This is a genomic window from Streptomyces sp. NPDC043878, from assembly GCF_056435735.1.
The window spans coordinates 1-16818 of sequence record NZ_JBWKDW010000037.1 but is presented as its reverse complement, the minus strand read 5'-3'; the positions used below and the strand labels follow the sequence as shown (position 1 = coordinate 16818).

Here is a 16818-nt window from a genome sequence, read left to right as displayed (position 1 = left end):
CTTTGGGGCACCGCATCAACCGCGCGGTAGGGCCGCGGGTGCCCGCGGGTCACTTGCCGTGGGCGCGCAGCGCGGCCAGGGCCCGGTCGGCGTGGGTGTTCATCCGCAGTTCGCTGCGGACGACCTCGATGACCGTCCGGTCCGGCGCGATCACGAGGGTGACCCGCTTGGTGGGGGCCAGGGAGAACCCCCGTTTCACGCCGAACCTCTCACGGACGGCGCCGTCGGCGTCGGACAGCAGCGGCATGCCGAGGTTGTGCTGTCCGGCGAAGTCCCGCTGGCGCTCGACGGCGTCTCCGCTGATGCCGACGGGCCGTGCGCCGGCCGCGGCGAACTCGGCGGCGAGATCACGGAAGTGGCAGGCCTCCGCGGTACAGCCCGCCGTCAGGGCCGCCGGGTAGAAGAACAGCACCACCGGCCCGTCGGCGAGCAGTTCGGAGAGGCTGCGGTCGGTACCGGTCTCGTCGGGCAGCGAGAAGTCCTCGACCGTGTCGCCGACGTCCACGCGCCCGCTCACGACCGTCCGCCCGCGTTCACGGCGGCGGCGTTCCGGGCGACGCCGCGGGCCCACAGCACGAGGGGCACCTGAAGCGGCAGCCGTCCGAGGGCCGCCGCCTTCAGCGGGGTGGGCCGGTGGCGCCAGTCCACGGCCATCTTGACGTTGGCGGGGAAGACTCCGACGAAGAACGCGGCGGCGGTCAGCGCGGTGGCCCTGCGGGTGCGGGGCACCGCGAGGCCGGCGGCCAGCGCCAGTTCGACGGCGCCGCTGGCGTACGTCCAGACCCTGGGCGAGCCGGGCAGCGACCGGGGAATCGTCGCGTCGAACTGACGCGGTGAGGCGAAGTGGGCGACACCCGCGGTGGCCAGCAGGCCGGCGAGCAGCAGGGGCGAGCGTTCGGACCGTGACACGGTTCCTCCTCTGATGACCTGCCGCGCGATATTACTGGACGGTAGTTGCGGGTGTGACCACCACGTCGCCGCCGGCCGGTGTCACGAGGCGGGTCAGCCGGTCCTCGCGGGAGCGACGGCCTGCTCGGCTCCGTCCTCGGCGTGCGAGAGGAAGTCGTCGACCATGCGGTGGAAGAGGGTGGCGAGCTGCCGCAGCTCCTGTGGCGACCAGTCGGCCAGCGCGAGCATCATGCCGCGGGAACCCGCCTCACGGACGCGGTCGACGGCCAGCTGACCGGCCTCGGTGAGCTGCACGCGCTGGGCACGCCGGTCCTCGGGGTCGGGCACCCGGGTGACGTAGCCGGACTTCTGCAGCTGCTGCACGGTGCGCGTGACGTGGGACGCCTCGACCCCCAGCCGGTGGGCCAGTTCTCCCGGACGCTGCGGCTCGGAGTCGGCGATCTGGCGCAGCAGCGCCACGGCGGCACGGTCGAGCGGTACGCCGGCCAGGGCCATCAGCCGTTCGTGCTGCCGGGCCCGGGTGCTCAGGTAGGTGATCCGGGTCAGGGCGCGTTCGATCTCGACGACTTCCGGGGACGCGGGGACATCGGGCAGGGGTGAGGTGGACATGTGACCCACTTTACCATCTTGTTGCGTAACTCAAGTAAACTACAGCGGATCCGCACCCCGTGCCCCGCTCCGCGACGAGCCCTCGCCCGCTCGCCGCGCCGTCGCCCGGTTCGCACCCGGCCCACCCTGCGCACGCCCCGCGCTCGTCCCGCGTCCGGATGCCCCTCAGTCGTGCCAGCGCGTCCACGCGGACTGGCCGCCGTCGACGAGCAGGTCGGCTCCGGTGACGTACCGCGCGTCCGGCCCGGCCAGGAACGCGACCACGTCGGCGATCTCCCACGGAGTCGCCGCCCGGCCGGCGCCGCAGGCGTCCAGCAGCCCGGGCAGGCACGCGCCGTACGCCGAGCCCGCGTCGGCCCGGGCCATCGGCGTGGCGACGACTCCGGGGCTGACCGTGTTCACCCGGGCGCCGCGCAGGTTCCAGGCGAGGGCGGCGGCCTGCGCCCGCACCTGCACGGCCCGGTTGGACACGATGTACGCCGACACGGCGTCCTCCCCGACCGTGGCGACGAGGTCGAGTCCAAGCAGTTCGCCTGCGGGTGTCGTCGCCAGGGCCGCCTCGTCGGCGGCGCTCAGGGTGGCGTAGTGGCCGGCGACACTCGCGACGCAGACCAGCGCGGTGCCCGGGACGGCCGCGGCCTCGAACTCCTCGATGATGTGGGCCGCGCCGACCATGTTCACCTCGAAGTTGGTCCGCGCCGAGGCGACCGCGGCGGAGACCCCCGCGGTGTGCGCGACGGCCGCGAGCCGCCCCTCGGCGGTGGCCGCGTCGGCGAGCTTGCGCACCGCCGCGCGATCACACACGTCGACCACCGTGCCGAGCGCCGTGAACCCCTCGGCACGCAGCGCGGCCACCGCGCGGTCGACCTGCTCGCGGGAGACGTCGGCGAGCAGCAGGGTGCGCCCGCTGCCCAGCCGCCGCGCCACTGCCGCGCCGATGGCTCCCGCCCCCGTCACCACGACCACCTCTCCCCGCTCACCGGACGCAACACCCGCCACGGGCACCCCTTTCGACGGGCCGGCGGGCCGGCCGCTCCCGCGCTGCCCGGCTCACCGGCAAACCTTTTGCTTGACTCAAGTAATCTATGGGGGTCCGTCCGGCCTGGGCAACCCTTCGTACGACATCGGGCCGAGGTCCTCCGGCCGCCGTCACGCCCCCGGCGTGACGGGCGCCGTCCACACGCCGAGGGTCGCGTCGGCCGGACCCGGGCGCGCCCCGCCAACCGCCCCACGGGGTGGGAGCGTCGGCCGCAAGGGCGCGCTCGTGCTCGGTGGGCGTGTGGACGATCAGCCGGCAGGCCGGTTCACCCCGCTCGGCGCGAACCTCGGGGGGTGGTTCGGGCAGACAGCGGTCGCGCCCGTCGGTGATCCGCTCCGCCGCACCGGTTCGGACCGCCGCACGGCACCAGGCCGTGCGGGGTGGACCGGCCGGTGTCCCGACCTCACTCGCGCCACACGCCCGCCTGGAACCGGTGATCGCCGTACGGACCGGCGGCCCAGGGTACTAATGTAAGTCAAGCATCTGACTTAACTTCGGTCGAGTTCAGTCTCCCGTCGCGAGTTCGGCCCGTCCACCACACCCGGAGGCTCCTTCATGTCCGACGCCCTTGCCCGACCCCGCGACGCCGGAGGCGGCTCACCACCGCGGACGAACGCCGTGGTGGCGGTGCTGGCCTTCGCCGGAATCGTCGTCGCGCTGATGCAGACCCTGGTCATCCCGATCGTGCCCGAGCTGCCCAAACTGCTCGACGCCCCCGCCTCGGACACCGCCTGGGCGGTCACGGCCACCCTGCTGGCCGGCGCGGTCGCCGTCCCCGTGGTGGGCCGCCTCGGTGACATGTTCGGCAAGCGCCGGATGCTGCTGGTCAGCGTCGTCCTGCTCGTGACGGGCTCCGTGGTGTGCGCGCTCAGCGACCAGCTGGTCCCGCTGGTCGTCGGCCGGGCGCTCCAGGGCATGGCGTCGGGCGTCATCCCGCTCGGCATCAGCATCATGCGCGACGAACTGCCCGCCGAGCGGCTGGCCGGATCCACCGCCCTGATGAGCGCCTCCCTCGGTGTCGGCGGCGCCCTCGGACTGCCGACCGCCGCGCTGATCGCCGACCACTTCGACTGGCACACGCTGTTCTGGAGCTCCGCCGCGATGGGCGTGATCGCCTTCGTGCTCGTCCTGCTGACCGTGCCAGAGTCGCCGGTACGCAGCGGAGGCCGCTTCGACGTGATCGGCGCCGTGGGCATGGCCACCGGGCTGGTGTGCCTGCTGCTGGCGGTCTCGAAGGGCGCCGACTGGGGCTGGGGCAGCGGTACCACGCTGGGCCTGTTCGTGACGGCCGTGGTCGTGCTGATGGTGTGGGGCGTCTTCGAACTGCGCACCGACCGGCCGCTGGTCGACCTGCGCACCACCGCCCGGCGCCAGGTGCTGGTCACGAACCTCGCCTCGATCGCGATCGGCTTCTCGATGTTCGCGATGTCCCTGGTCCTGCCACAGCTCCTGCAGTTGCCCGCGCCGACCGGCTACGGGCTGGGCCGGTCCCTGCTGACCGCCGGTCTGGTCATGGCGCCGTCCGGCCTGGTCATGATGGCCACCGCCCCGGTGTCCGCGGCCGTCTCCAGGGCCAGGGGCCCCAAGGTCACCCTGATGATCGGCGCGCTGATCGTGGCGGCCGGCTACGGCATCAACATCGTGCTGATGTCCGAGGTCTGGCACCTGGTCCTGGTGTCCTGTGTGATCGGCGCCGGCATCGGCTTCACCTACGGCTCGATGCCCGCCCTCATCATGGGCGCGGTACCGGCGAGCGAGACGGCCGCCGCGAACAGCCTCAACACCCTGATGCGTTCCATCGGCACCTCGGTGGCCAGCGCGATCGCGGGCGTCATCCTGTCCCACATGACCGCCGACTTCGGCGGCTACGCGCTGCCCTCGGAGAACGGCTTCAAGACGGTGATGGGCCTCGGCGCCGGGGCGGCCCTGCTCGCCTGCGCCGTGGCCTCCTTCATCCCGCGCCAGCGCACCGCCGTGACCGCGGCGGCGCCCACGGCCGCGGAGGCGACGGCCGACGCTCCCTCGGCGCACTGAGCACCCGGCCCGGTGGCCGCGGACCCACGACGGTCCGCGGCCACCGGGTTCGATGCGTCAGGCGGAACTCCCGCGGGCCCGCCGCATGCTCACTCCCGCGGGCCCGCCGCATGCTCACTCCCGCGGGCCCGCCGCATGCTCACTCCCGCGCACGGTGGCGCGTGCCGCGTACGCCGAAACGCAGCCGCGAGGAGGAGACGCGCCACCGGGTCGTGGCGGAGCCCGTGCGCATCGCCCGCGAACTGCACGACGTCGTCGCCCACCGTCCGGCCCTCGCCAACGCGCGCGAGGTGATGGCGTGGACGGCCGAGGGGCGCTCCGACGAGGAGATCTCGGGAAGCTCTTCGTGAGCCCGCCGACGCTACGCACCCGCGTCCATCACCCGATGACCGGGTGGGCGCCCGCGACCGCGCCCGACTCACTGTGACGGCCTACCAGTCGGGCCTGGTGTCAGGCCACGCCACCGCCCCCGGGCGACCGAGCCGTCAACTCTCCGAGAGCGTGTCCAGCCACTGCTGGAGGAGCGCCGCCTCCACCGCCGTGAACGACTGCGGCGGGTGTGCGCGCAGACGGGCCGCGAGGGTGGCGGCCGCGCCGGGGACGCCCTCGGGCTCGCCGGGCTCGGCGGGGCGGGTCAGCGAGTCGATCACGGAGTCCCGCAACCGGGCGGAGAACCCGTCGTCGGGGTACTGCTCCGGCCTGGTGAGCAGGGACAGCGCGGCTCCGACGTTCGCGGACATGATCACCCGGGTGGCGAGGGCGGGGGGCACGGTCAGGCGTCCGGCGGCCGCACAGCGCTCCAGGATGCCGTGCAGCAGGGCGTGCGCCTCCTGGGCCGCCGCGGGCGGGGCGGTCAGTCCGGGCGAGTACATCAGCCGGTAGTGGTGGGGGTGTTCCAGCGCGAACCGCATGTGGTTGTCCCAGCCGTGCTTCAGGTCCTGGACGGGGTCCGCGCCGGGGCGGGCGGTCCGCTTGGAGGCGAGGTACTGCTCGAACCCCCGGTCCACGACCGCGGCCAGCAGTCCCGCCTTGTCACCGAAGAGGCGGTACAGCATCGGCGCCCCGACCCCCGCCGCCTCACAGACCGCGCGGGTGGAGACGTCGGCGACCGGTGCCTCGGCCAGCAGGGCCGTGGCCGCTTCCAGGATCTTCTCGCGCGCGTCCATGGGTCCACCGTACGCCATTCGTAACACTGATACGACATAGGAATAGCGACGCTACACGTCATGTTATCGTCGGTACGAAAGAAACGTAGCGCCGCTAACAAAGGATGCAGTCATGACCACTCAGCCCACGGCACAGCAGCGCGTCGCGATCGTGACCGGTGGATCGCGCGGCATCGGACGCCAGGTCGCCCAACGGCTCGCCGCCGACGGATTCGCCGTCGTCGTCGGGTACGCGGGCAACCAGGACGCTGCCGACGACGTCGTACGCACCATCGAGGCGGCCGGCGGCAGCGCTGTCGCCGCGCGGGCGGACGTCGCCGACGAGGACGCGGTCGCGGCCGTGTTCGACCTGGCCCAGAGCACGTACGGCGGAGTCGACGCGGTCGTGCACGCGGCCGGCCGGATGCCGCTGTCGCCCGTCGCGGACCTCGACCTCGCCGAGCTCGACGCGCTGTACCGCACCAACATCCGCGGCACGTTCGTCGTCGACCAGCAGGCGGCCCGCCGGCTGCGCCCCGGTGGAGCGCTCGTCAACTTCTCCACCTCGGTGCTCGCTCTCGCCTTCCCCGGCTACGGCGCCTACGCCGCGAGCAAGGGCGCGGTCGAGGCACTGACCCTGATCCTCGCCCGGGAGATGCGCGGCCGTGACGTGACCGTCAACGCCGTCGCGCCCGGCCCCACCGCCACCGAGCTGTTCCTCGACGGCAAGGACGAGGAGACCGTCGCCCGCCTCGCCGCGCAGGCCCCGCTGGAGCGCCTGGGGACGCCCGAGGACATCGCCGCAGTCGTGTCGTTCCTCGTCGGCCCGGCCGGCCGCTGGGTCAACGGGCAGGTGCTGCGAGCCAACGGCGGCATCATCTGACGCGCCGCTCCCCTGCGTGTCGCGGGGTCGCCTGACGCGCCGCGCCCTCGTCCGGCCGACGCCGTTCAGGCGAAATGCCGCGCGGCGGGGCGTGCCGTCGGGCGGAGGCGTCGAGAACTGAGCAGTGCGCCTCCCGCCGATCGCCCCCATGCTCGCCACACCCGGCTCCCTGCCGCCCGCCGCCGACGACACCCGCTGGGCCTACGAGACCAAGCAGGACGGCCAGCGGGCGGTGGTCTACCTGCCGGGGGACGGCAGCGTGACGCTCCGCGCCCGGTCCGGGGAGGACATCACCGCCGCGTACCCCGAACTGCTCGCGCTGGGCGGCGCCCTGGGCTCCACGCCCGCCGTGCTCGACGGGGAGATCCTCGCCCTGGACGCGCGGGGCCGCGCCGACTTCCAGCTGCTGCAGTCCCGTATGGGTCTCGCGCACGCCCCCGGCAGAGCCGCGCGCCGGGCCGCGGAGGTCCCGGCGCATCTGGTGCTGTTCGACGTGCTGCATCTGGGCGGACGCTCCCTGCTCCCGCTGCGTTACGCGCGGCGGCGCCGGCAACTGGAGGAGCTGGCCCTCGCCGGGCCTTCCTGGTCGACCCCCGCCGCGCTCGTCGGGCACGGCGAACAGGCGCTGCGCGCCACCCGCGAACACGGCCTGGAGGGCCTGGTCTGCAAGCGGCTGGACTCGGTGTACGAACCGGGTGTGCGCTCACGCGCCTGGATCAAGATCCGCAACATGCGCAGCGAGGACGTCCTCGTCGGCGGCTGGCTGCCCGGCAGGGGCAGGCTCACCGGACTGCCGGGCGCCGTGCTGGTCGGCCAGCGCGCCGCGGGGACCCTGCGGTACGTCGGCGGCGTGGGCACCGGCTGGAGCGAGGACGAACGTCTGCGCCTCGCCGAACTGCTGCGGGACGCCGCGACGGACGTCTGCCCCTTCACCCCGGCGCCGCCGGTGGCGGGCGCGCACTGGGTACGGCCCCTGCTGGTCGGCGAGGTCCGCTACAGCACCCGGACCCGGGCCGGGATGCTGCGACAGCCGTCCTGGCTGCGGCTGCGCACCGACCTCACCCCCGAACAGTCCTCCGCCGACCTCCCGGACGACAGCGTCCCCCCTGACAAAACCAACAGTTGATCTGCCCTTCACATCTGGTACGCCCGTGGCCCTTGGCGCGGCAGTGAAAAGCCGGGAAGCTGAACTCCCTTGCCCCCCACAGCCGTTGGGCTGCGCCCCCAGAAGGAGGACGCGGTGTCGTCTTCGAAGAGGTCCACCCTGCACCGGCGGAGATGGCTCACCGGACTCACCGGAGCCGTCGCTCTCGTCGTCGCCTTCCCCTCCGCCGCCTTCGCGGCCCCTCCGACGGCCCTTCCCGCCAACGCCGAAGCCGGCGAGAACACCTACCAGCCCGCCTTCGACTACGACACCGACGGCTGCTACCCGACGCCGGCCATCGGCCCCGACGGCACCGTCAACGGCGGCCTCAACCCGAGCGGCGCCCTCAACGGCAGCTGCCACGACGCCTCGGACCTCGACAACACCAACGGCTACGCGCGCTCCAAATGCAACAACGGCTGGTGCGCCTACATGTACGGGCTGTACTTCGAGAAGGACCAGGCCGTGGCGGGCAGCGGCCTCGGCGGGCACCGCAACGACTGGGAACACGTCGTGGTGTGGGTGCAGAACGACCAGGTCCAGTACGTGTCGACCTCCAACCACGGCTCGTTCACCGTGCACGCGGCCTCCACCGTCCGCTTCGAAGGCACCCACCCGAAGATCGTCTACCACAAGGACGGCATCGGCACGCACTGCTTCCGGCTGGCGAACACCAACGACGAGCCGCCGGAGAACCACAAGCACACCTGGCAGTACCCGCCGCTGGTCGGCTGGAACGGCTATCCCGCGGGCCTGCGCGACAAGCTCAGCGCGTACAACTTCGGCAGCGCCAACTTCGGCCTGAAGGACGGCAGCTTCGCCTCGCACCTCTCGTCGGCCAAACCGTCCGGAATCCCGTTCGACCCCAACGCCTGACCGTCGCGACGAACCGGGACCGGGGCGCAGGCCCCGGGCCCGGGACGGCTCCCGGACGGCGTGCCGGCCGCCGCGCCAGTGACCGGGACCACCGCCTGGAAGCGGGCGTTACGGCACGGACGCACCTCCCCGACGGTCTATCGTGTCCGCATGTCTGTGCCGGAACTGATCCGTGTCGTCTCCCGTGACTCCCCCATGGCTCTCGCCCAAGTGGAGCGGGTTCGGGCCGAGTTGGCCCTGCACCACCCCGGTGTGCGCACCGAGGTCGTGCCGGTGAGGACGACCGGGGACAAGTGGCTGGGCGATCTGTCCCTGGTCGAGGGCAAGGGCGCGTTCACCAAGGAGGTGGACGCGGCGCTGCTGGCCGGGGAGGCCGATCTCGCGGTCCACTGCGTCAAGGACGTGCCGGCCGACCGGCCGCTGCCCGCGGGCACCACGTTCGCCGCGTTCCTGCGACGGGACGACATCCGCGACGCCCTGGTCCACCCGGGCGGGCTCACCCTGGACGAACTGCCGGCCAGGACACGCGTGGGCACCTCCTCGGTGCGCAGGGTCGCGCAGCTGGCGGCCAGTCACCCGCACCTGGACTGCGTGCCGTTCCGCGGCAACGCCAACCGGCGGCTGGAGAAGCTGGCGGCCGGCGAGGCGGACGCCCTGCTGCTCGCGGTCTCCGGCCTGGAGCGCATCGGCCGGCAGGACGTGATCAGCGACGTCCTCTCCCCCGAGACGATGATGCCGCCGATCGGCGCGGGCATCCTCGCCCTCCAGTGCCGTGAGGGCGACCTCGACGTCATCGACGCGGTCAGTGAGCTCGGCGACCCGGACACCCACCGGGAGGCGACCGCGGAACGCATGTTCCTGCACGTCCTCCAGGGCCACTGCAACAGCCCGATCGCCGGCTACGCGAAGGTGGACGGCACCGGTGAGCTGTCCCTGCGGGCCTGCGTGTTCACCCCGGACGGCAAGACCCGGCTGAACGCCCACGAGTGGGCGGGACGGCTGGACCCGGCCACCCTCGGCACCTCGGTCGCCGTGGCCCTGCTGCGTCAGGGCGCCCGCGAGATCATCGACGGCATCCCGCACTGACAAGGCATTCGCCCGGGCAGGGCGGACGGTCGGGCAGGGCGAGCGCGAGGGCGGACGGTCAGGGCCCGGCGAGGGCGCCCGGTCAGGCGGTGCCCTCTTCCGCCTGGTCCCGCAGGAAGTTGCTCACCTGGTGCGCGAGGCTCTCACGCCCCGCCGGATGGGCGCGCTGCTCGTCGACGCCGATGCCCCCGGCCCACAGCCGGCGGTCGGCCCACTCCTCGTCGACCCGCAGCTGGATCTGGACGTCGACCTGGCTCAGGGCCGCCTCCGGACCGGCCGCGTACAGCACGGCGGTGGCCCGGCGCAGCGGATGGACGTCGAAGCCCTCGATGAACTGGGTGTTGCGCCAGTCGATGAACGCGCTCTCCCCGTCGGGGCCGACCCGCACGTCGATCTGGCCGTCCTCCAGGTGGATGCCGAAGTGCCGGCTGCCGCGGTTCTCGACGGTCACCCGGAGACTGAAGTACGTGAGTCCCTCGGCGGCGTCGTCGCGTCCGCGTGGCGGGTCGCCCGCCTCCAGACGGTGGACGCGGACACGCAGACCGGCATGTTCGTCGTACTCCTGCCAGTCCCCGACCACGTTCGGCTCGTACACGGTGCACCTCTTCGACCTCAGAGAGCTGCTTCCTATCTGTGGGCTCAGCGCACTGTCAAATGAGCGGAATGCGCTGTGGCCAGCGAATTCGTCCCCTTGATCGGTGATCAAGCCGTGCGCAGGAAGAATCCGCCGGCCGGCCCGACAACGGTGTCCGCGAGCGTGCCGCACATCACGTTCCACCGCATGATCAACGGGCCGGCCGTCCCAGCAGCGAGGAGGCCAAGGTACGGCCGTGCGAGGCACCGCGGCTTGACGGTGACGGTCCCCGCCACGCGACCGCACCAGGTGACCATATGAATACGTATTGACAGCTAATCACCCGATTTGTTTCGGCGGAGACACGCAGGGAATCCGAATTCCAGTGCTTCGGACAGGAGGCACGATCCGTGGGAGTCGGCACTCGGTCTCCGGTGTGTACGTACGTCCGGGTCGCGCGTCCCGCGGTGTCTGTCCCTTCAGCACCTCTCGAGGAGGTGCGCGCCATGCGCATCACCACCAGAACGAAGCCGCATCCGCACGACGACGCCCCCGACACCATCGAGGCGTTCGTCCGGCTGGCGGCGTTGCCCGAGGGTCCGCAGCGCAAGGCGCTCCGTGACGAACTGATCCGGCTGTGGCTGCCGATGGCCGAGCGGATCGCGATCCGGTTCCGGGGACGCGGCGAGGCCCTGGAGGACCTCTACCAGGTGGCCGCGCTGGGCCTGGTCAAGGCCGTCGACCACTACGACCCCGAACACGGAAGCCGCTTCGAGGCGTACGCCGTGCCCACCGTCACCGGGGAGATCAAACGGCACTTCCGCGATCACCTGTGGACGCTGCACGTGCCGCGCCGGGTCCAGGACCTGCGCAACCGGGTACGCCAGGCCATACGGGAGCTGTCGGACACCACGTCCGGCCGGGGCCCGACCGTCGCCGAGATCGCCGCGTTCACGCAGCTGAGCGAGGACGAGGTGCGCACCGGCATGGAGGCCCTGGAGTGCTTCTCCACGCTGTCGCTCGAGGCCGAGATGCCCGGCACCGACGGGTACGCCCTGGCGGACACCCTCGGCCGGCCGGACCCGGGCTACGACGTCGTGGTCGACCGGGTGGCCGTCAGGCCCTGTCTGGACGCGCTGCCGGAGCGTGAGCGCACGATCCTGTACCTGCGCTTCTACCAGGGCATGACGCAGAGCGCGATCGCGGAGCGGCTCGGCATCTCGCAGATGCACGTCTCCCGGCTGCTCAGCGGCTGCTTCGACCGGCTCCGCGACGAGGTCCTCAACGAGACCCGCTGACGACGACGCCGGGGCGCCCGCTCGCACCTCGGCGGCCTCCCGGTCGTCTGCGGCCCTTCACTCCCCGGGTGTGCCCGCACCCCTGCCGGGGCGACGCCCGCGCCACCCTTCCTAGCAGGTCGTGTCACCGCTCCCGGGTGAGTCGCACGACCCTTCACGAGCGGTCCTGTCACCGTTTCGACGCAGTCGCCGGGGTACTCGGCAGGCGGACCAGAAGGTTCCGGCCGGAGACTGGGGTGAGGACCCCGGGCCCAGGCCGACGAGACCAGGACAGACTGCCATGACGCACGACGCGCGACTCTCCGCCGGCACGACCGACGTCTACCCCACCCACTCCGTCTTCGGCGCCCCCTGCTGGGTGAGCCTGACCAGCCGTGACGTCGGGGCCACCGAGGACTTCTACACCGCCGTGCTCGGCTGGCGGTGGCGAACGGCGCAGCTGGGCGACCGGTTCCGGGTCGCTCTGGCGGACGACACACCCGTCGCCGGGATCGCCGCGGTGGCGTCCATGTGGCAGATGGCGGTGGCCTGGACGGCGTACTTCGCCGTGCCCGACGCGGACCGGGTGGTGGCGCGCGTGCAGGAGCGCGGCGGTACGGCGGCGGTCGGCCCGATCTCCTTCCCGCCCGGACGGGCCGCACTGCTGGCCGACCGGGACGGCGCGACCTTCGGTGTCTGGGAGGGCGAGCTCGTCGCCAACTGGGACAGGTGGCGCCACTCGCAGCCCGCCTTCATCCGGCTCCACACCCGCGACGCCTTCGACGCCGCCATCTTCTACGGCGAGGTCCTCGACTGGGCGTCGGAGAGCGACGGCTGTTGCGAGGTCGGGTACGAAGGCGGCGAGGTGGTGCTGCGCAACCGGGGCGACGTGGTGGCGCGCATCGTGTCCGGGGCACTGGGATCGGCACCCGACCCCACCGTCCGGCCGCACTGGCAGGTCCATTTCGCGGTGTCCGACGTGGCGGCCTGCGCCCGGGCCGCCGAGCGGCACGGCGGCAGCGTCCTGGCCGAGGACGGCGCCGAGGCCGTGCTGCGGGATCAGGACGGCGCCCAGTTCACGGTGACCTCACGCCACGAGCGGTGACCCACCCCGCGAGCGGTGACCTCACGCCACAAGCGGCGGCCTCACGCCACGAACGGTGACCTCACCCCTACAAGCGGCGGCCTCACGCCACAAGCGGCGGCCTCACGCCACAAGCGGCGGCCTCACGCCACGAGCGGTGACCTCACGCCATCGCCCCTCACCGAGGTCGCCGGCACCCGCCCACGACGTCGCGTCACCCTCGCCGGCCGCGCGCCACCGCGGCCGACCGGGAGCCGCCCCTCAGCGGGTCCCGCGGGAGGGCCGCGACAGCAGGACCAGACTCCGTGCCTCGACGGTCAGTGCCGTGCCCGCCTTGTGCTCCGACTCGTCGGCCCCGCCCACGGGGTCAGCGGTGTCGACGAGGGTCGTCCAGCGCTCGCCGTAGGCGGCGTCGGGCAGCCGGAAGTCCACCGGCTCCCAGTAGCCGTTGAGCAGGAGCAGGAAGGAGTCGTCCACCAGGGGCCGGCCGCGCGGGCCGGGCTCGGCGATGGCGTCCCCGTTGAGGAAGACACCGACGCTGTGCGCGTCGGAGCGCCGCCAGTCCTCGTCCGTCATCTCGCGCGCGTCCGGCAGCAGCCACACGAGGTCGGGCAGCGGCTGTCCCGCGTGCCGGACGGTCTCGCCGAGGAAGAACCGGCGGCGGCGCAGCACGGGGTGCTCGGCGCGCAGACCGATGACGTGCCGGGTGAAGTCCCGCAGCGACTCCTGTTCCGCCGTCAGCTCCCAGCCGATCCAGGACACGTCGTTGTCCTGGCAGTAGGCGTTGTTGTTGCCACGCTGGGTGCGGCCGATCTCGTCGCCGTGGCAGAGCATCGGGATGCCCTGCGAAAGCAGCAGTGTGGCAAGGAAGTTGCGCTGCTGGCGGGCGCGCAGCGCCAGGACGGCCGGGTCGTCGCTCTCGCCCTCGGCCCCGCAGTTCCAGGACCGGTTGTCGCTCTCGCCGTCCCGGTTGTCCTCGCCGTTGGCCTCGTTGTGCTTGTCGTTGTAGGAGACCAGGTCGCGCAGGGTGAAGCCGTCGTGCGCGGTCACGAAGTTGACGCTGGCGCGGGGACGGCGTCCGTTGTGCGCGTACAGGTCGGAGGATCCGGTGAGCCGGGAGGCGAACTCGCCGAGCGTGTGCGGTTCCGTCCGCCAGAAGTCCCTTACCGCGTCCCGGTACTTGCCGTTCCACTCCGACCACAGCGGCGGGAAGTTGCCGACCTGGTAGCCGCCCTCGCCGACGTCCCACGGTTCGGCGATCAGCTTGACGCGGCTGATCACCGGGTCCTGCTGGATCAGGTCGAAGAACGCCGACAGCCGGTCGACCTCGTGGAACTGCCGGGCGAGCGTGGCCGCGAGGTCGAAGCGGAAACCGTCGACGTGCATCTCGGTGACCCAGTACCGCAGCGAGTCCATGATCAGCTGAAGCACGTAGGGGTGGCGCATCAGCAGGCTGTTGCCGGTGCCCGTGGTGTCGTAGTAGTGCCCCCAGTCGCCGTCGACCAGGCGGTAGTACGACGCGTTGTCGATGCCGCGGAAGGAGAGGGTCGGGCCCTTCTCGTTGCCCTCGGCGGTGTGGTTGTAGACGACGTCCAGGATGACTTCGAGGCCGGCCGCGTGCAGCGCCTTCACCATGGCCTTGAACTCGGTGACCTGCTGTCCGCGGGTGCCGTGGGCGGCGTAGGCGTTGTGCGGCGCGAAGAAGCCGATCGTGTTGTAGCCCCAGTAGTTCGACAGTCCGCGGTCGTGGAGCACGCCGTCCTGGACGTACTGGTGGACCGGCATGAGTTCGACGGCCGTCACGCCGAGCGAGGTCAGGTGGTCGAGCACCGCGGGGTGCGCGAGACCGGCGTAGGTGCCGCGGAGCTCCGGGGGGACGTCGGGGTGGGTCGCGGTCAGTCCGCGGACGTGGGCCTCGTAGATCACACTGTCGGCGTAGGGCCGCCTGGGCGGTCGGTCGTCGCCCCAGTCGAAGGCCGGGTCGGTGACCACGCCGAGCATGGTGTGTCCCGCGCTGTCGGACGGGGAGGGGCCACCGGGCGTGCGCTCGAAGAGCGAGGCGTGGTTGTCGGCCTGGCCGTCCACCGCCCGGGTGTACGGGTCGAGGAGCAGTTTCGCCGGATTGCACCGGTGCCCGAGGGTGGGGGCCCACGGGCCGTGCACCCGGTAGCCGTAGCGCCGGCCCGGTCCGACACCGGGCACGAAGCCGTGCCACACGAAGCCGTCGACCTCGCTCAGCCGTACCTCGCGGTGCCCGCCGTCGTCGTCGACGAGGACCAGGTCGACGCGCTCGGCGACCTCGCTGAACAGGGCGAAGTTGGTGCCCTCGCCGTCGTAGGCGGCACCCAGCGGGTAGGGGTGCCCGCTCCAGGCGGGCACCCCTTTCCGGTTTCGGCGCGCGGTCACCGGGCGGCCACCAGTACGCCGTCCGGCGTACTCGCCGCGCCCGCCAGCTGGGCGACGGCGACCTCGCGGGGCACCTGGAGCCCTTCGCGCAGGCTGGGCGCGGGGGCGGTCGGGACCAGGGGGACGCGTTCGCCGGCGCGGGCCCGCTGCGAGAACCAGATGACCTTGCTGCCGGTGTCGGTGGCACAGCAGCCCCAGCCGTCGCTCATCGCGGCGATCCGCTCCAGGCAGGCGCGCAGTTCCTGGTCCGGGCGCAGGGTCCGGTTGTTGTCCCCGATGGCGGTGATGAGGTGCTGGCCGGTCCACCACATCTCGATGGACGTGTTGTTGTCCGTCGCGTGTTCACCGATGGCCTTCAGCAGCAGTTCGGCTCCGTGGCAGACGGGTGCGACCAGGTTCTCCAGGTCCCAGAACCGGAGGTGGGCGGCCAGAATGCGGCTGACCTGTCCGACCCGTTCGGGGCCGACCTCCACGTCGAGGTGGTAGTAGCAGGGCACTGCGGTCTTCATCGTCGTCGCTCCTCACCGGCGAAGCTCTCGCTCCTCCTCGCCCCCTGCGGGGACTGGGCCCCGGACACGAAGCGTGAGCACTTGTCGCTTCTGAGTCAGCTCCAGAGTGCGAGGGCTACGCCATTCGTGCAACACGAGCGACCAAAGGGGTAGTTGAGAACCCAACAAGACGCTGGGTCGCCCTACGTGCACCATGAGTGAAGACCTCGCTGCCCGTGACGGAACCGTGCCCGCGTGCGCACGGTGACCGACCGGCGGTCGGGAGTACGTGCCTTCGAGACCCTGAAAGGTGAACGTCGCCATGCTGCTGCCGGCCAAGAACGAAGTCGCCCGCCACCTGCGCCGGTACCGGGCCTGGGAACGCATGATGCTCGCCGCACCCGCCGACCGGGACCTGCGGGCGACGTTCGAGGACTCGGGCTACACCCTGTGCGTGCTGATGGGCAAGCGGTGTGCGCGCGAGGCCGCGGACGCGGCCGACCGGTATCTGCGCACCACCCTGTCGGCCTATCTGCGGGAGCAGGACGAACGGCCGCATCCGAGCGCCGTGGTCCGGCGGGGCCCGCCCGCGGCCGACCGGCGCTCCCCCGCCGGAAGGTGACCCTTCCGGCGCAACTCCCTTCCCGGCCGGGCCGACAGGCCCGGCCTTCAGCACGGCGGAGGTGACACCCATGAGTTCGACCCCGATCGGCCGTATCCCGGTGCGCGATGTCCGTCCTGCCGTGGAGTGCGGCAGGCGTCCGGCGAAGGCGGTCGCCGGAGAGACCTTCCAGGTCTCGGCGACGGTGTTCCGCGAGGGACACGACGCCGTCGCCGCCAACGTCGTGCTGACCGGCCCGGATGGCAGCCACGGCCCCTGGACCCCCATGCGGGAACTGGCCCCGGGCACCGACCGGTGGGGAGCCGACATCACCCCGGACGCGGTGGGCCGCTGGACCTACCGCGTGGAGGCGTGGAGCGACCCGGTGGCCACCTGGCGCCATGTCGCCCGGATCAAGGTCCCGGCCGGCATCGACACCGGGCTGGTCCTGGAGGAGGGCGCGGACCTGTACGGCCGGGCGGCCGCGGGCGTGCCGGACGGCCCGTCGCGTACGGCGGTCATGGCGGCGGCGCGGACCCTGCGCGACGACACCCTGCCGGTCGCCACGCGGCTGGCGGCGGCGTTGACGCCGGAGGTGGACGCGGTACTGGCCCGCCATCCGCTGCGTGAGCACGTCAGTGCGTCGGCGCCGCGGGAGTTGCT

At 72.4% G+C, this 16818-nt stretch carries 18 protein-coding genes; 10 read left to right on the top strand and 8 right to left on the bottom strand.

The annotated features are described in order from the left end of the window. Positions 1-49 precede the first annotated feature (49 nt). The 4 genes from AC07AZ_RS35150 to AC07AZ_RS35135 form a co-directional block, all read right to left on the bottom strand. Positions 50-517: a peroxiredoxin gene (locus AC07AZ_RS35150; RefSeq protein WP_478854811.1), complete on the bottom strand. Its 468-nt coding sequence runs from the start codon at positions 515-517 to the stop codon at positions 50-52. Beyond that, positions 514-909, bottom strand: a complete 396-nt coding sequence (locus AC07AZ_RS35145; RefSeq protein ID WP_478854810.1) for a DoxX family protein — start codon at positions 907-909, stop codon at positions 514-516. Before AC07AZ_RS35145 ends, AC07AZ_RS35150 begins: the two co-directional genes overlap by 4 nt. Positions 910-1002: 93 nt before the next feature. Further along, a complete protein-coding gene (locus AC07AZ_RS35140) occupies positions 1003-1518 on the bottom strand; it encodes a MarR family winged helix-turn-helix transcriptional regulator (protein ID WP_478854809.1) in 516 nt (171 codons plus the stop codon). Between the two features lie 165 nt (positions 1519-1683). After that, positions 1684-2517, bottom strand: coding sequence for an SDR family oxidoreductase (locus tag AC07AZ_RS35135; protein ID WP_478854808.1), 834 nt, complete (start codon positions 2515-2517; stop codon positions 1684-1686). A 595-nt stretch (positions 2518-3112) separates the two neighbouring features. Here AC07AZ_RS35135 and AC07AZ_RS35130 point away from each other — a divergent pair. Then, positions 3113-4591, top strand: coding sequence for an MFS transporter (locus AC07AZ_RS35130; RefSeq protein WP_478854807.1), 1479 nt, complete (start codon positions 3113-3115; stop codon positions 4589-4591). Between the two features lie 161 nt (positions 4592-4752). Next, positions 4753-4941, top strand: a complete 189-nt coding sequence (locus AC07AZ_RS35125) for a hypothetical protein (protein WP_478854806.1) — start codon at positions 4753-4755, stop codon at positions 4939-4941. Positions 4942-5076: 135 nt separating this feature from the next. Here AC07AZ_RS35125 and AC07AZ_RS35120 read toward each other — a convergent pair whose 3' ends face one another. Beyond that, the gene (locus AC07AZ_RS35120) at positions 5077-5757 is read right to left on the bottom strand and encodes a TetR/AcrR family transcriptional regulator (RefSeq protein ID WP_478854805.1); all 681 of its coding nucleotides are present in this window, start codon (positions 5755-5757) and stop codon (positions 5077-5079) included. A 112-nt stretch (positions 5758-5869) separates the two neighbouring features. Between AC07AZ_RS35120 and AC07AZ_RS35115 the strand changes: the two genes are divergently transcribed. From AC07AZ_RS35115 to hemC, 4 genes are all read left to right on the top strand, one after another. Further along, on the top strand, positions 5870-6619 hold the full coding sequence (locus AC07AZ_RS35115) for an SDR family oxidoreductase (protein ID WP_478854804.1): 750 nt from the start codon (positions 5870-5872) through the stop codon (positions 6617-6619). Positions 6620-6743: 124 nt separating this feature from the next. Beyond that, the gene (locus AC07AZ_RS35110) at positions 6744-7745 is read left to right on the top strand and encodes an ATP-dependent DNA ligase (protein WP_478854803.1); all 1002 of its coding nucleotides are present in this window, start codon (positions 6744-6746) and stop codon (positions 7743-7745) included. A gap of 114 nt (positions 7746-7859) precedes the next feature. Further along, on the top strand, positions 7860-8639 hold the full coding sequence (locus tag AC07AZ_RS35105) for an NPP1 family protein (RefSeq protein ID WP_478854802.1): 780 nt from the start codon (positions 7860-7862) through the stop codon (positions 8637-8639). Positions 8640-8789: 150 nt separating this feature from the next. Continuing rightward, positions 8790-9725, top strand: coding sequence for a hydroxymethylbilane synthase (hemC, locus tag AC07AZ_RS35100; protein ID WP_478854801.1), 936 nt, complete (start codon positions 8790-8792; stop codon positions 9723-9725). A gap of 82 nt (positions 9726-9807) precedes the next feature. Here hemC and AC07AZ_RS35095 read toward each other — a convergent pair whose 3' ends face one another. Beyond that, positions 9808-10320 (bottom strand): hypothetical protein, encoded by a 513-nt coding sequence (locus tag AC07AZ_RS35095; RefSeq protein ID WP_478854800.1) that lies wholly within the window; start codon positions 10318-10320, stop codon positions 9808-9810. A 485-nt stretch (positions 10321-10805) separates the two neighbouring features. Between AC07AZ_RS35095 and AC07AZ_RS35090 the strand changes: the two genes are divergently transcribed. After that, complete coding sequence (locus AC07AZ_RS35090) at positions 10806-11597, top strand: SigB/SigF/SigG family RNA polymerase sigma factor (RefSeq protein ID WP_478854799.1); 792 nt, start codon at positions 10806-10808, stop codon at positions 11595-11597. A gap of 280 nt (positions 11598-11877) precedes the next feature. After that, a complete protein-coding gene (locus AC07AZ_RS35085; protein WP_478854798.1) occupies positions 11878-12681 on the top strand; it encodes a VOC family protein in 804 nt (267 codons plus the stop codon). 240 nt (positions 12682-12921) lie between these two features. Here AC07AZ_RS35085 and glgX read toward each other — a convergent pair whose 3' ends face one another. Together glgX and AC07AZ_RS35075 are read right to left on the bottom strand one after the other, a co-directional pair. Further along, a complete protein-coding gene (gene glgX / locus AC07AZ_RS35080; RefSeq protein ID WP_478854797.1) occupies positions 12922-15066 on the bottom strand; it encodes a glycogen debranching protein GlgX in 2145 nt (714 codons plus the stop codon). Continuing rightward, complete coding sequence (locus AC07AZ_RS35075; RefSeq protein WP_478854796.1) at positions 15063-15575, bottom strand: pep a2; 513 nt, start codon at positions 15573-15575, stop codon at positions 15063-15065. Before AC07AZ_RS35075 ends, glgX begins: the two co-directional genes overlap by 4 nt. A gap of 301 nt (positions 15576-15876) precedes the next feature. Between AC07AZ_RS35075 and AC07AZ_RS35070 the strand changes: the two genes are divergently transcribed. Both AC07AZ_RS35070 and AC07AZ_RS35065 read left to right on the top strand, forming a co-directional pair. Continuing rightward, complete coding sequence (locus AC07AZ_RS35070) at positions 15877-16176, top strand: DUF5133 domain-containing protein (RefSeq protein WP_478854795.1); 300 nt, start codon at positions 15877-15879, stop codon at positions 16174-16176. 70 nt (positions 16177-16246) lie between these two features. Next, positions 16247-16818 (top strand): maltotransferase domain-containing protein (locus AC07AZ_RS35065; RefSeq protein WP_478854794.1); only part of this gene is annotated, 572 nt, incomplete at its 3' end.

Bases quoted from the DNA above. Each gene is read 5' to 3' on its own strand.
- AC07AZ_RS35140 (WP_478854809.1), bottom strand. From the start codon at position 1,518: ATGTCCACCTCACCCCTGCCCGATGTCCCCGCGTCCCCGGAAGTCGTC.
- AC07AZ_RS35130 (WP_478854807.1), top strand. From the start codon at position 3,113: ATGTCCGACGCCCTTGCCCGACCCCGCGACGCCGGAGGCGGCTCACCA.
- AC07AZ_RS35120 (WP_478854805.1), bottom strand. From the start codon at position 5,757: ATGGACGCGCGCGAGAAGATCCTGGAAGCGGCCACGGCCCTGCTGGCC.
- AC07AZ_RS35115 (WP_478854804.1), top strand. From the start codon at position 5,870: ATGACCACTCAGCCCACGGCACAGCAGCGCGTCGCGATCGTGACCGGT.
- hemC (WP_478854801.1), top strand. From the start codon at position 8,790: ATGTCTGTGCCGGAACTGATCCGTGTCGTCTCCCGTGACTCCCCCATG.
- AC07AZ_RS35090 (WP_478854799.1), top strand. From the start codon at position 10,806: ATGCGCATCACCACCAGAACGAAGCCGCATCCGCACGACGACGCCCCC.
- AC07AZ_RS35085 (WP_478854798.1), top strand. From the start codon at position 11,878: ATGACGCACGACGCGCGACTCTCCGCCGGCACGACCGACGTCTACCCC.
- AC07AZ_RS35075 (WP_478854796.1), bottom strand. From the start codon at position 15,575: ATGAAGACCGCAGTGCCCTGCTACTACCACCTCGACGTGGAGGTCGGC.
- AC07AZ_RS35070 (WP_478854795.1), top strand. From the start codon at position 15,877: ATGCTGCTGCCGGCCAAGAACGAAGTCGCCCGCCACCTGCGCCGGTAC.